Origin of the sequence: Wenyingzhuangia gilva (genome assembly GCF_030519655.1) — a bacterium.
In the GTDB taxonomy this organism is placed as follows: domain Bacteria; phylum Bacteroidota; class Bacteroidia; order Flavobacteriales; family Flavobacteriaceae; genus Wenyingzhuangia; species Wenyingzhuangia gilva.
In genome coordinates this window covers 238,998-252,063 of sequence record NZ_JAUMIT010000001.1, presented here as the reverse complement: position 1 = coordinate 252,063, position 13,066 = coordinate 238,998, and the positions used below count along the sequence as shown (strand labels likewise).

Sequence of the window (13,066 nt, the reverse complement as noted above, 5' to 3'; positions counted from 1 at the left end):
GTAAATTTGCCAAAAATATATGAGTAGCATGATTAATTTTAATGGGAATATTGTTTCAGAAAACAACAATCAAATCAATTTTAATAACAGGGCGTTTAAATATGGTGATGCTTTGTTTGAAACCATTAAAATAAAAGATGAAACTGTTCTGTTTTGTGAAGATCATTACTTTAGATTAATGGCTTCTATGCGTATGTTACGTATGCAAATTCCGATGGATTTTACTTTAGAGTTTTTTGAAGCAGAGATTTTAAAAACAATTAACGCCAATACAGGGACAGAAAATAGAGTAAAATTTACAGTTTATAGAGATGCAGACGGATTGTATGCTCCAGTAAACCATCAAGTTTCTTATGTGGTAGAAGCTAAAAAAGTAGAGGTTGTTATAAAAAATGATTATGTGGTTGATTTGTATAAAGACTTTATGATCAATCCCAATTTGCTTTCTACTGTTAAAACCAACAATAAAATCACCAATGTTTTAGCGGGTATTTATGCTCAAGAGAACGAATTTGATAACTGTGTGTTATTAAATAGTAATAAAAATGTGGTCGAATTTACCAATGGAAATATCTTTTTGGTAAAAGGAAATGTAATTACTACGCCACCTTTGTCTGATGGTTGTGTAAAAGGAGTGATGAGAAAAAACATCATAGATGTTTTAGAAAAAAACGCAGATTTTGAAATTGAAGAAACTTCTATTTCTCCATTTGCCATTCAAAAAGCAGATGAGGTGTTCTTAACCAACGTTATTGTAGGAATTCAGCCCGTAACTAAGTACCGAAAAAAGACCTTTGAAACAAAAACGGTGGCTGAAATTACAGAATTGATGGCTAATTTAGGTTAGGATCTATAGGAGCATTTGCCCATATTTGATATTTTCCGCCAAGTTCCATTAAATTTTCTTTCCACAAATTTCTATTGTGGGTGCTAAAAATGTTTTGGTAATCGTTTTCTCTAACCAACCAAGAGTCTCTTTCCCATTCATAATTTAATTGTCCTTGTCCCCAGCCTGAGTAGCCAAGAAAAAACCTAATATCTTCATTTTTTACCAAACCTTCATTCAGTAACCGCGATAATTCATTAAAATCTCCTCCCCAATAAATACCATCAGTCACTTTTACACTATTGGTTAGTAGGTTAGGAATTTTATGAATAAAATATAGATTGTCTTGTTCTACGGGGCCACCTTGATAAACTTTAAAATCACATTTAATTTCTGGAATCAAATCGTTTAAGCTATATCCCAAAGGTTTATTCATAATAAACCCTATAGAGCTGGCTTTGGTGTGCTCTGTAAGTAAAATAATGGAACGATTAAATGATAAGTCTCCTAATATAGAAGGCTCAGCAATTAGTAATCTTCCTTTAGAGGGTTTTAAGAAAGGCATAACTATAGCTTTTTAATAAACATAAGAAAAAAAAAGCATAAAAAAAACTCCTTTTTTCAAAGGAGTTTTAAATACTATAACTTGTTATTAGTTTACAGCGTCTGATAATCCAGCACCTGGCTTAAACTTAACAACGTTTTTCTCTGCAATTTTAATAGTAGCTCCAGTTTGAGGGTTTCTACCATCTCTAGCAGGTCTTTTAGATACTGACCAAGTTCCCCATCCAATTAATGAAACTTTTCCTCCATCTTTTAAAGTAGAAGTTACATTGTTTGTTACTGATTCTAAAGCTGCTTTAGCTGCTGTTTTAGAAATTCCTGCATCTGTTGCAATTGCATCGATTAAATCTGATTTGTTCATAACTGAATATTTTATTTTAAATTAAATAAGTTTATACATAAACAAATATATAAGGAATTATAGCTTGTGCAAGTGTTCAGCCCTTAAAAACATTGAATTGTTAATAACTTTCTGTTTTTGTTGATAAAGAGGGTTTAAAATTGTTGTTTTATGTACTGTGTTAGTATTTACTGCATATTTGCGTTCTCAGCAAAAGTATATCCATTTAGTAGACTAACAGCATCCATTAGTTTTTTACCTGCTAGTTTTAATTGGTTGATTTTTATGAATCCATTTAATGTTGCCACTTTAATGGTCTTTTTATCGGTAACAATACTTCCAGGATTTAATTGATGAGGTTCATCGATGATTTCACATCCATAAATTTTAACACTAATTTCTTGATCATCGTTTACCAAAGTAGTCCATGCTGCAGGATATGGATTTAAACCTCTAATATGATTGTGAATTTTATCACTGGTTTGATTCCAGTTTATTTTACAAGTATCCGTATGAATTTTATAGGCTAATTTATCACTATGTGCTGCTTGTTTTTGTGTTTTAACTTTTCCTTGTTCTATTAATTCTAAAGTTTCTATCACCAAATCACTTCCTAAATGCATTAACTTGTCGTGTAATTCTCCCACAGTTTCGTTTGCACCGATAGTAGTTTTGTTTTGTAGAATAATTTCTCCAGTATCGATTTTATCATCTAAAAAGAAAGTAGATGTTCCTGTTTCGGTTTCTCCATTAATAATTGCCCAGTTAATAGGGGCAGCACCTCTATAATCTGGCAATAAAGAGGCGTGAAGATTAAAAGTTCCATATTCTGGTAAACTCCATACAGATTGTGGCAGCATTCTAAAAGCTACTACAATTTGTAAATTAGGATTTAAAACTTCTAATTCTGCTTGGAATTCTGGAGCTTTTAAATTGGTAGGTTGTAAAACTGTTAATCCTTTTTCTACAGCGTATTGCTTTACTGCAGATTGTTGAACTTTTCTTCCTCTACCAGCTTGTTTGTCTGGAGCGGTAATAACTCCTACTACGTTGTAGTTTTCTTGTAAAACTTTATCTAAAATGGTCACAGCAAAATCTGGCGTTCCCATAAATACAATTCTTAATTTACTCATATCAATTGATAATATTGTTGGTTTTGTTGGATGTAATTTTCGTTGATTAAATACTTTAACACTTTTTTTAAACTGATGGAGTTTATTTTTAAAGCAATCATCAAATCATTAAAGGTATGTGGTTTGCTTTTTAAAAACGCAAGAGCATTCTTACTTAAATTTTCTAGGTTGATGCTTTTTGTGTTTTCTAAACAAATATCGCAAATACCACAGTTTTCTGTAGTCTTTTCATTAAAGTAATTTAAAATCAGTTGGTTTCTACAAATGTTTTCGTTTTCAAAATAAGTCAAGGTACTTCTGCTTTTTTCATTGTCGATATGATTCAAATCAACCAAATCTTTTTTAACTACATTAATCGTTTGTTTGTCTTCTCTGGGAACTAAAAACTGTAAACTATGGTTATTTTGTTTTTTTTCGTATTCAATAAACTGAATGTCTTTTAAATAAGATAGTTTTTTATCAATTTCAGGAATAGAGATTTCTGTTTTACTAGACAACCTAGGGATGTTTAGTTTTTTTGGCATTTCAAAAATTCCTGTATAGTTCCTTAAAATAGTTTCAATCAATATTTGATAACTATAATGGTTGTCGCAAAAATTTAAAAGTTGCTGACTACTACAAATTACTTTTATATAGGTACTACTTTCATACAATTCCTGATAATTTATAATACCATAATTATCTAATCGTCTTAACGCCTTACTTGTTTTATTTGAGTTAAGATTGTATTTAAGGCAAAAGGCATCAATGTCAAAATCAAAAGCTTGTTCAATCATTTCACCGTACGCAATTTGAAAATGTTGATTTAATTTCTGATAAACATTAAAAACATCTTCAAAAGTTAGCTCGTTTTGAGTGCTTAAATTTTTGAATTTTTTGAAATCATTTTGAGATAAAATTACGCATGAAAAAGATTTTTGTTCATCTCTACCTGCTCTACCAGCTTCTTGAACATAACTTTCTATGGTTGATGGAATTTCTAAGTGAACCACAAGTTTTACATTACTTTTGTCAATTCCCATCCCAAAAGCACTGGTAGCTACCATAATGTTTTGTTCCTCAGTATTCCAAGCTTGGTAGTTTTTTTCCTTTTCTTTAGTACTTAAACCAGCGTGATAATAAGTACTTTTAAAATCTTGTTGTTGCAATCTGCTAGCAAGTTCCATAACTGCCAATCTATTTTGTAAATAGATGATGGTGACAATTTTTCTCTTGCCTAATATTTTACAAAGCAAATCAAACTTTTGAGGTGTTTCATAAATTTGATAAGCAAGGTTTTTTCTGTCAAAAGAACCTATGTGTTTTTTAACATTCTTTAATCGGAGCAAATTAATAATTTGTTCTTGTGTTTTAACCGTTGCGGTAGCAGTTACCGCTAAAAAAGGAATGTTTGGTAACAGGTCTCTTAGTAAAGAAATTTTTAAGTAAGCAGGTCTAAAATCATGTCCCCATTGTGAAATACAATGGGCTTCATCTATCGTTATAAAAGAGATTTTTAATTGCTTTAACTTTTCCTGAATAATGGGTTGGTTTAATCGTTCAGGAGATAAATACAACAGTTTTATCTTTTTAATTCTGATGTTATCAAACAAACGAATAATATCATCAGCATTTGATTTGCTTGGAATTGTTATCGCTTCGATTCCTTTTTGTTTTAAAGAATCAACTTGATCATTAATCAAAGCAATCAAAGGAGAAATTACAACACAAGTTCCTTCTAAAAGCAATGCAGGTATTTGGTAGCAAATAGATTTTCCTCCTCCTGTTGGTAAAATAGCAAAAGTGTCTTGTTGCTTTAAAATGTCTTGAATAATATCTTCCTGTAAGGGTCTAAAAGAACTGTGATTCCAGTATTTCTGGAGGATTTCTTTTAGTTGTTCAGGAGAAGTGTTAAGCATGACATTTTTTTAAGATAAACTTAAGTCTTTCTTTTGGAGTTCCTTTAGGCACTACAATAATATTTTGATGTGTTTTTTTGTATTCTTCAACAATTTCTTTGTGAATGGCTAAAGCCTCTTCATAGGTTTCAAACCTTTCCGAATCGTTGGTGTAAATTTGTTCCCAAGGCGGAAAAATGAATACCGTATCGTAAATGTATTTGTTGTTAGATTGTTTAAAGGTTTCTTCAATAGGGGTATGGATACTGTTTAAATAAGCAGTAATATCTGGCATTCCTCTATCAAAAAAACAATGTGTTTTTTCACTATTGCTAGCTTGCTGATATTGAATAATTCTTTTTCCTAAAACAATTTTGCTAAATAGTATTGGTTGAGATAAGAAGAGCTTTTTAGAACCCATTCTTTCTGCTTCTTGAATAATTTCTCTTGAAACTTCTTCCATACAAAAGTGACCTTTTGAACGAAGTAGGTTTAATACTGTAGTCTTACCGGTACCAGGAGCACCTGTTAGTACTATTTTTTGTGGCATATATTTAAAATAAACTTATTACGAGGGAGTAAAAATAAGAAATAATTATAGTTTTGTAGCCTGATTACTAAGGATAACTATAATATGACCGAAAAAGAAGCGTTTTATAAAGATTTAAAAGAGAAGTTAGAAAATAACACTAAATTCCCTTCGGATTATTTATATAAATTTATCGTTCCAACAACCAAAAAACAAGTGAAGGAAGTGGAGGCTGTTTTTAATAATACAGGTGCTGTAATTACTACAAGAGCTTCTAAAACAGGTAAGTTTGTAAGTCTTTCTGTAATGCTAAAAGTAAAAAATGCCGATGAGGTAATTGCTAACTATTATGCTGTAGAAAAAATTGAAGGTTTAATATCATTATAATTATAGGTTAATTTTATGAATAAATATTTTTTAGGAATTGCAATGTTGTTGATGTGTTTTAGTACATCGGCACAAAAAAAAGACAAAGTTTTATTTAAAATAGATGGAGAACCGACATATGTTTCGGAATTTACAAAATTATTTAAACAAAAAGATGCTGCTGTTATAGAGCAAGACTTTAAGAAAGATTTACAATTAATGGTAGATTATAAATTAAAGTTAAAACAATCTAAAGCAGAAGGATTGGATACTTTAAGTTCTATTAAAAAAGAACTAAACAAGTACAAAAGAGATTTAGCGGCTCCTTTTTTAACAGATGATGCAACTTTAGAAAATTTATTACAAGAAGCTTATTATAGAACTGTTAATAAAATAAAAGCAAGTCATATCCTAATCGCTTTTAAAGGAAATGATACCATTGAAGCTTATAATAAAATAAAAGATATTCAAGCACAGATTAAAAACGGAGTTGATTTTGGAGATTTAGCCATTAAATATTCCGATGATAAAAGTGCACTACAAAACAGAGGTGAGTTAGGTTATTTTACAGCTTTTAGAATGGTATATCCTTTTGAAGATGCTGCATACAATACACCTGTAGGACAAGTATCAGATATTGTAAAATCTCAATTTGGATATCACATCATTAAAGTTGATGACTTAGCTAAATCCGAAGGAAAAGTAAAAGTGGCTCATATTATGGTTGCTGGTTTAGATGCTTCTAAAAAAGCAAAAATTGATAGTATTTACCAAAAATTAGAAAATGGAGAAGACTATGCTACACTAGCAAAAAAATACTCAGATGACAAAGGAAGCAGTAATTCTGGAGGAGTTTTACAAGCTTTTGAAAAAGGTAGATTACCTGCTGAATTTGAAGAAGTAGCTTTTTCAATGTCAGAACCTAATGCTTATTCAAAGCCATTTAAAACTCCTTACGGTTGGCACATTGTTAAGTTTATAGAAAAAGAACCAATTAAGCCATTTGATGAGTTAAAAGAAGCGTTAAAAAAGAAGATTTTAAATGATGAAAGAGGAAAAAAACCTAAAGAAGTAGCTTTTGCTAAAATGGAAGCAAAAAATAAACTAGAAGTGAACAAAGAAGCTAAAGCTATTTTTGAATCCAATAAAGTTTATAACACTCCCATAGATAGTTTACAAAATGTTTTGTTTACCATTAATGAACAGCCTTACTTGCAAGCGGATTTTCTTGAATATGTAAAAAACAGAAGAACTCAAAAACCTTTAGATTATTTTCAGGAATACAAAAATCAACAATTAAAAGAATATGTAATTGATCATTTACAAGATCAAAATGAAGAATACAGAGCTATTTTAGAATCATATCAAAATGGTCTTGAAATTTTTGAGTTGATGAAAGTGCATATTTGGGATGTACCTGCCAAAGAACCAGAATTGGTAAAAGCTTTTTATCAAGAAAATATAGAGAATTACAAAGACAAAGGAGAGAAGTTTGAGGATGTAAAAGGATATGTGGAAAGTGATTATCAAGATAAAGTCCAAAAAGAATGGATCCAATCATTACGTAATCAAAGCAAAGTAAAATACAACAAACGTCAGGTTAAAAAATTAGAGAAGTCATATAAATAATGAAACAAATATTAACACTTATAGGAATTTTATCATTAATGGCCTGCCATCAAGATAAGACTACTGCAACAAATGTTGTGGCAAAAGTGTATGACTTTACTTTAACAAAAGAGGATTTAAAAAACAATTTACCCAAAACCACTTCTATTGTAGATAGTTTAAAAGTTACCCAAGAGTACATTCAAAACTGGGCAAAACAAAAATTACTATACAGAAATGCAGAAATCAATTTAGACAACACAAAAGAGTTAGATGAGTTGGTTAGCAAGTACAAAGAAGAACTATATGTAACTTATTATAAAAACGCTTTGGTAAACAAAAAGTTAGATACTTTGGTGTTTCAAAACGAAATAGATAGTTTTTACGTTAAACACAAAGAAAGTTTTAAGTTAAATGAGACTTTAATAAAGTTTAAATACATACATGTAGATGCTAATAATAGAAAGAGATATAACATTAAAAAATTATTTCTTTCTGATGAGGTAGATGATAAGTCAGAACTATTAACTGATTACAAAGGATTTGATGATTATTTTTTTAAAGATTCTGTTTGGGTTTCTTTAAAAGATGTTTACTTTCAAAAACCAGAATTTCCTGTATTGTCCGATTGGGAGTTAAAATCAACAAATAAGTTGATTGAAAAAGCCGAGGCAGATAAAAGCGTTTATTATATTTACATTCGTGAAACTTTACATGATGGAGACCTTGCACCTTTAGAATACGTAAAGCCCACAATTAAAAATATATTACTACAAAAAAATAAATTAAAGTTCTTTGATCAAATGGAACAAATTTTGATTGATGATGCCGTAAAACAAAAAAAATATGAAGTTCGTTAAAAAATACCACGCATTATGGTTATGTCTTTTAGGCTTTTACGCTGTAAATGCTCAAGAAAGAATTAAGATTGATGGTGTTGCTGCTGTGGTAGGAGAAAACATAATATTAGAATCTGATATTGTTAAATATAAACAAGAAATTGCATCAAGAGCTGAAGAAGAAGTAGATATTCCTGATTGTGAAATTATTGAAGATGTAATGAGCCAAAAATTATTAGCTCATCATGCAGTAATTGATAGTATTGTGGTTTCTGATGTGGAAATTGCTGGAAATGTAGAAAGAACTTTAGAACATTTTAAATCTCAAATTGGAGATATGGACAAAGTAGTTGCTTTGTATGGTTTTGATGATTTAGAGGATTTAAGAGGTGAATTAACAAGAATACAAAGAGAGAATGCTTTGATCTCTAAAGAGAGAGAGGCTATTGTTGCTGATGTAGTGGTAACTCCAGAAGAAATTAGATATTTCTACAAAGATTTAAAAGACAAAGGAGATTTACCAAATTTTGGAGTAGAAGTGGAACTTTCTCAAATTGCCATGAAGGCAGAACCTACCGAAGAAAATGTTCAAGCAACGATAGACCAGCTAAACAAAATCAAAAAAGATATTGAAGGTGGATTTAGCATGAGATTAAAGGCTATTTTGTATTCAGAGGATCCAAGTGTTGCTCAAAACGGAGGGAAAATTACCTTAACTAGAGAAAGTGAATTGGTAAAAGAATTTAAAGAAGCTGCATTTAGTTTAGAAGAAGGAGAGGTTTCAGAGCCTTTTAAAACTGTATATGGATATCATATTTTACAAGTAGACAAAATCAAAGGTCAGCAAAGAGATGTAAGACATATTTTAATACAACCTAAAATAGATGAAGCTAAATTATCGGCTGCCAAAGAAAAATTAGAATCGGTAAGAGCAGAAATCATAGCAGGTGATATTTCTTTTGAAGAAGCGGTAACTAAATATTCTGATGACGAGGATACCAGATTAAACAAAGGAGTTTTAGTAAACCCGAATACTGGAGATTCTAAGTTTGAATTAAATAAAATGGGAGCAGATTTCTTTAAAAGAATAGATGGATTAAAAGAAGGGGAACTTACAGATGTTTACTTTGAAGAGTCTAGAGAAGGAGTTAAAATGTATAAACTTAACTTGGTTAAAAATAAAATTGAAGCTCACGAAGCCGACTTGGCAAAAGATTATGTAAAGTTCCAACAGTTAGCACTTCAAAAAAAGAAACAAGAAGTTTTAGAGAAATGGTATGATACCAAAATTAAAGATACTTACGTAAAGCTAAACGGAAAATTTAAAGATTGCGATTTTAAATATCAGTGGATCCATTAATACATTTATAAGCCTTGATTTATTCAAGGCTTTTTTTTTAATTAGCATATGGCAAAAACATTAAAAGATCCGGGCGTTGGTTATAAGTCAAATAGAAATGCACAAAGAGTTATTGTAAATGGGAATTCTAATGTAAAACACATTAACAGACCCCGCACAATAGATGATTTGTATACTTATTTAATTAATATTCCTTGGCTGTTTTTTTTAACCTATGTTTTAATTGGCTATGTGTTAATTAACACTTTATTTGCCTTGATTTATTATCTTATTGGAGCACAACACTTTCAGGTTTCTACAGGAAGTGATATTGAAGATTTTACACATTTGTTCTTTTTTAGTGCTCAAACTTTAACTACCGTAGGATATGGTGCTATTGCTCCTAGTGGAATTTTGGGAGGTTTTGCTTCATCCTTTGAAGCTTTATTAGGATTAACCTCATTCTCATTTATCACAGGTTTGTTGTATGGTCGTTTTTCTAAACCTAAAGCTAAAATTAAATTTTCAGACCATTTGGTGGTTCGTGATTTTGAAGACCACACCGCATTGATGTTTAGAGTTATTAATAAGCGTATTAATATGATGATTGAACCAGAGTTAAATGCCATCATAAATATTACCGAAAAAGACGAGAATGGTGAATTTAATAGAAAGTTTTATCAACTGAACGTACAACGTAACAAAGTTATGTATTTACCAACTATGTGGACATTAGTTCATCCTATTGATGAAGACAGTCCATTATTTTCGTATACCAAACAAGAATTAAAAGATTTAGAAGTAGAAATTTACATCCTATTCCAATATCATGAAGAAGCTTTTAATCAAAAATTGTATCAATTACATTCTTATGATTTTAGCCAACTTAAAATAGATTATAAATTTGGTTCTTCTTATGAGTTTGATGAACACGGTTTTACCATTGTCAATCATGATAAGTTAAACGAAATAGAAAAAATGTAATGCTTATTTTAAAGCAATCCTAATTATAACAAAAGAGATGATTACTATAATACCTGCAATAAAAACTTTAATAGCCGTATTTTTGTAATAGAGTTTATGTCGTTTTAAATCTTTTCTATAGCTCCAAATCATAGCTGCTATAAAGGTTAAAACAAAAAATATTGCAAAGTAGATCTGTCTAGTAGAAAACATAAAATTTAATTTTCACCAAAATTAATAAACTAATGAAGAATAAAATCAAAGCAGTACAAGAATTTCACACCGCATATAAATTAGGATATCAAAACGAACCAATTGCAGCCATTGGTGAGGATAAAATCAACCTTAGATTTAATTTAATGGATGAAGAAAATAAAGAGTATTTAGAGGCCGCTAAAAACGGTGATTTGGTAGAAGTAGCAGATGCTCTTGGTGATATGTTATATATTTTATGTGGAACCATTATAGAGCATGGTATGCAACATAAAATAGAAGAAGTTTTTGAAGAAATTCAAAGAAGCAATATGAGTAAATTAGGAGAAGACGGTGAGCCTATTTACAGAGAAGATGGAAAAGTATTAAAGGGTCCTAATTATTTTAAACCAAATATCGAAAAGATATTAAATAGTTAACGACTACACTAGCTATAAATAATCAACAAAAGACAACAAAATATTTTGAGCAAACCAACCAAAAATGCCCAAACAACCAACACTTGGATTAGTTGGAACAAAAATATAAAACACACTTACGAGAAGTTAATCAAAGTAAGCAACGAAGAAGAAATGATAGATGCCGTAGCAAACAACGTTTCAGTTCGTGTGTTTGGAAATCGTTTTTCTTCAGCTGATATTCAAGCGGGGACTCCTACTTTAATTGATGTTTCTAATTACGATAAAATTGTAAATATCAATAAAGAAACAAAGGAAATTACGGTTCAGGCAGGTGCAAGTTTAGAAAAAGTCATCAATACCGTTCAAGCTTGTGGTTGGTGTATTCCTTGTTTACCAGACATCAATAAAATTACCATAGGAGGAGCGCTGGCAACAGCTACTCACGGAACAAACGGATTCATTTTATCTAAATATGTATCTAAATTTAGAATGGTCATGGCTGATGGAAGTATCAAAGAATTTACAGATCAAGATTCGGAAATTGATGCCTTTCGTGTTTCTTTAGGATTGCTAGGAGTTTATTCTGAGATCACTTTTAAATGTGAAGAAAATTATAGATTACACATCAAAGAAGCTCCTATGAAAGATGATGATTGGACAGCTAAATTAGATGGTTTTTTACAAACATATGATTTTGTCAGAATTTTATGGCTGCCTCATACCAATCATGGATATGTAATTTTAGGAACCAAAGTAAATCAGGAATTCACTTTTAAAGAAAAATCAGCTCCAAAATATTATAAAAATAGAAGGAAAGTTTCTCAAAAACTTTACAAATACACGCACAAATATCCAAGTTTTACAGCCATTGCTAATAAGATTTTATACTTTTTATTTTTTACAGCCAAGCAAGAACATGCAGGTAGTTTGTATGATGCAACGGTGACTAAAAAAAGAGGAGCTACTATGGAGTTGGCAGAATGGACAGTAGCATATTCTAAATTCCAAGATTTATTTAAAGATTTAAAAGCCATGTTAGAAGATAAAACAAACAAGGCTTATGTGCATGTGCCTATGGATGTTCGTTTTTTAAAAAAAGACAATGCATGGTTAAGTTATGCTGCCGATGAAGATGTGGTAACTGTAGGTTGTGTGTGTAGAAATTCTCCTAAAGCAGACGACTACGAAGCTTTTGAAAAAGTGGAAGAGGTCTTTTTAAAATATGGAGGAAAACCACATTGGGCAAAACGCTTTAAAGCAACTTATAGTGATTTTGAAAAACTTTATACCAAATGGAATGATTTTGGAACTTTACGTTCAAAATTAGATCCTACAAACAAATTTTTAAATGGTTATTTAACCAAGTTGTTTGTAAAATAATTTCATCCTAAAGAAATATACCATGAATAAACTACCATTTCCAAAAGCCGTTTTGTTTGATTTTGACGGTGTTATTGTAGATAGCGTTAAATGTCATATGTCAGCATGGAGTAATGCTTTTAGAGAAGTATTTGATAAAGAAATTTGTCCTTTTCCAAGAGATACTCATGCTGGAGTTGCTCCCTATAAAATAGCAGAATATTTTGCTGAGTTTGGAGGGGACATCAGTAAAGCACCAGAAGTAAATAAATTAAAGCAGAAACATATTGTGACCACTTCGGTTGCACCAGATTTATTGCCTGGAGTGAATGAAATTCAAAAGTTTTTAGCAAATCATAATATTCCACACGGGATTGCAAGTAATGCTTATACCGATTTTGTAAAACACGCCGTAAAGAAAACGGGAGCTGATTTTAAGGTTTGTATGGGGGTTGATATGTTTTCAGAGCCAAAACCAAGTCCAATTCCTTATTTAACTTTGGCCAAACATTTAGGTGTAAAAGAAGAAGATTTTAAGGAAACGCTGATTTTTGAAGATAGTTTAACAGGAATTAGAGCTGCAGCTGCTACGGGAATGATAGCCGTGGGATTAACAACTGAATATACAGAAGAGCAATTGTTAGCAAATGGGGCGGTAAAAGTTTTTCCAACCTTATTAGAAGCTTACCAAGAGATTGTATCTTTGTAA

Annotated in this window: 14 protein-coding genes; 9 read left to right on the top strand and 5 right to left on the bottom strand. The window is 30.7% G+C overall.

Going from position 1 to position 13,066, the window contains the following annotated elements; all coding sequences use genetic code 11:
- Nucleotides 1-28: 28 nt before the first annotated feature.
- Nucleotides 29-847, top strand: coding sequence for an aminotransferase class IV (locus QVZ41_RS01100; protein WP_302882713.1), 819 nt, complete (start codon nucleotides 29-31; stop codon nucleotides 845-847).
- Here the strand turns inward: QVZ41_RS01100 and QVZ41_RS01095 are convergent.
- From QVZ41_RS01095 to QVZ41_RS01075, 5 genes are all read right to left on the bottom strand, one after another.
- Nucleotides 834-1,391 (bottom strand): YqgE/AlgH family protein, encoded by a 558-nt coding sequence (locus QVZ41_RS01095; protein ID WP_302882712.1) that lies wholly within the window; start codon nucleotides 1,389-1,391, stop codon nucleotides 834-836. The two genes, QVZ41_RS01100 and QVZ41_RS01095, sit on opposite strands and share 14 nt — an antisense overlap.
- A gap of 87 nt (nucleotides 1,392-1,478) precedes the next feature.
- Entirely contained in the window at nucleotides 1,479-1,751 is a 273-nt protein-coding gene (locus QVZ41_RS01090) for an HU family DNA-binding protein (RefSeq protein WP_073122271.1), read from the bottom strand.
- 167 nt (nucleotides 1,752-1,918) lie between these two features.
- Nucleotides 1,919-2,863 carry a methionyl-tRNA formyltransferase gene (gene fmt / locus QVZ41_RS01085; RefSeq protein ID WP_302882711.1) on the bottom strand — a complete coding sequence of 315 codons (945 nt, stop codon included), beginning with the start codon at nucleotides 2,861-2,863 and terminating at the stop codon, nucleotides 1,919-1,921.
- A complete protein-coding gene (locus tag QVZ41_RS01080; RefSeq protein WP_302882710.1) occupies nucleotides 2,860-4,761 on the bottom strand; it encodes a RecQ family ATP-dependent DNA helicase in 1,902 nt (633 codons plus the stop codon). The genes fmt and QVZ41_RS01080 overlap by 4 nt, the downstream gene beginning before the upstream one ends.
- Nucleotides 4,754-5,290 carry an AAA family ATPase gene (locus QVZ41_RS01075; RefSeq protein ID WP_302882709.1) on the bottom strand — a complete coding sequence of 179 codons (537 nt, stop codon included), beginning with the start codon at nucleotides 5,288-5,290 and terminating at the stop codon, nucleotides 4,754-4,756. Before QVZ41_RS01075 ends, QVZ41_RS01080 begins: the two co-directional genes overlap by 8 nt.
- Before the next feature lie 84 nt (nucleotides 5,291-5,374).
- Here QVZ41_RS01075 and QVZ41_RS01070 point away from each other — a divergent pair, with 84 nt between their 5' ends.
- The 8 genes from QVZ41_RS01070 to QVZ41_RS01030 all read left to right on the top strand — a co-directional run bounded on the left by QVZ41_RS01070 (nucleotide 5,375) and on the right by QVZ41_RS01030 (nucleotide 13,066).
- Complete coding sequence (locus QVZ41_RS01070; protein WP_302882708.1) at nucleotides 5,375-5,656, top strand: DUF493 family protein; 282 nt, start codon at nucleotides 5,375-5,377, stop codon at nucleotides 5,654-5,656.
- 15 nt (nucleotides 5,657-5,671) lie between these two features.
- Nucleotides 5,672-7,264: a peptidylprolyl isomerase gene (locus QVZ41_RS01065; RefSeq protein ID WP_302882707.1), complete on the top strand. Its 1,593-nt coding sequence runs from the start codon at nucleotides 5,672-5,674 to the stop codon at nucleotides 7,262-7,264.
- Complete coding sequence (locus QVZ41_RS01060) at nucleotides 7,264-8,103, top strand: hypothetical protein (protein ID WP_302882706.1); 840 nt, start codon at nucleotides 7,264-7,266, stop codon at nucleotides 8,101-8,103. Before QVZ41_RS01065 ends, QVZ41_RS01060 begins: the two co-directional genes overlap by 1 nt.
- Nucleotides 8,090-9,442, top strand: coding sequence for a peptidylprolyl isomerase (locus QVZ41_RS01055; RefSeq protein WP_302882705.1), 1,353 nt, complete (start codon nucleotides 8,090-8,092; stop codon nucleotides 9,440-9,442). Before QVZ41_RS01060 ends, QVZ41_RS01055 begins: the two co-directional genes overlap by 14 nt.
- A gap of 48 nt (nucleotides 9,443-9,490) precedes the next feature.
- Nucleotides 9,491-10,405, top strand: coding sequence for an ion channel (locus tag QVZ41_RS01050; RefSeq protein ID WP_302882704.1), 915 nt, complete (start codon nucleotides 9,491-9,493; stop codon nucleotides 10,403-10,405).
- A gap of 224 nt (nucleotides 10,406-10,629) precedes the next feature.
- Nucleotides 10,630-11,016, top strand: a complete 387-nt coding sequence (locus QVZ41_RS01040; protein WP_302882702.1) for a pyrophosphohydrolase domain-containing protein — start codon at nucleotides 10,630-10,632, stop codon at nucleotides 11,014-11,016.
- A gap of 45 nt (nucleotides 11,017-11,061) precedes the next feature.
- Nucleotides 11,062-12,378: a D-arabinono-1,4-lactone oxidase gene (locus QVZ41_RS01035; protein WP_302882701.1), complete on the top strand. Its 1,317-nt coding sequence runs from the start codon at nucleotides 11,062-11,064 to the stop codon at nucleotides 12,376-12,378.
- 22 nt (nucleotides 12,379-12,400) lie between these two features.
- On the top strand, nucleotides 12,401-13,066 hold the full coding sequence (locus QVZ41_RS01030; RefSeq protein WP_302882700.1) for an HAD family hydrolase: 666 nt from the start codon (nucleotides 12,401-12,403) through the stop codon (nucleotides 13,064-13,066).

What these genes read in the sequence shown, in the direction of transcription:
- QVZ41_RS01100 (WP_302882713.1), top strand. Translation starts at nt 29, where the DNA reads ATGATTAATTTTAATGGGAATATTGTTTCAGAAAACAACAATCAAATC.
- QVZ41_RS01095 (WP_302882712.1), bottom strand. Translation starts at nt 1,391, where the DNA reads ATGCCTTTCTTAAAACCCTCTAAAGGAAGATTACTAATTGCTGAGCCT.
- QVZ41_RS01090 (WP_073122271.1), bottom strand. Translation starts at nt 1,751, where the DNA reads ATGAACAAATCAGATTTAATCGATGCAATTGCAACAGATGCAGGAATT.
- fmt (WP_302882711.1), bottom strand. Translation starts at nt 2,863, where the DNA reads ATGAGTAAATTAAGAATTGTATTTATGGGAACGCCAGATTTTGCTGTG.
- QVZ41_RS01080 (WP_302882710.1), bottom strand. Translation starts at nt 4,761, where the DNA reads ATGCTTAACACTTCTCCTGAACAACTAAAAGAAATCCTCCAGAAATAC.
- QVZ41_RS01075 (WP_302882709.1), bottom strand. Translation starts at nt 5,290, where the DNA reads ATGCCACAAAAAATAGTACTAACAGGTGCTCCTGGTACCGGTAAGACT.
- QVZ41_RS01070 (WP_302882708.1), top strand. Translation starts at nt 5,375, where the DNA reads ATGACCGAAAAAGAAGCGTTTTATAAAGATTTAAAAGAGAAGTTAGAA.
- QVZ41_RS01065 (WP_302882707.1), top strand. Translation starts at nt 5,672, where the DNA reads ATGAATAAATATTTTTTAGGAATTGCAATGTTGTTGATGTGTTTTAGT.
- QVZ41_RS01060 (WP_302882706.1), top strand. Translation starts at nt 7,264, where the DNA reads ATGAAACAAATATTAACACTTATAGGAATTTTATCATTAATGGCCTGC.
- QVZ41_RS01055 (WP_302882705.1), top strand. Translation starts at nt 8,090, where the DNA reads ATGAAGTTCGTTAAAAAATACCACGCATTATGGTTATGTCTTTTAGGC.
- QVZ41_RS01050 (WP_302882704.1), top strand. Translation starts at nt 9,491, where the DNA reads ATGGCAAAAACATTAAAAGATCCGGGCGTTGGTTATAAGTCAAATAGA.
- QVZ41_RS01040 (WP_302882702.1), top strand. Translation starts at nt 10,630, where the DNA reads ATGAAGAATAAAATCAAAGCAGTACAAGAATTTCACACCGCATATAAA.
- QVZ41_RS01030 (WP_302882700.1), top strand. Translation starts at nt 12,401, where the DNA reads ATGAATAAACTACCATTTCCAAAAGCCGTTTTGTTTGATTTTGACGGT.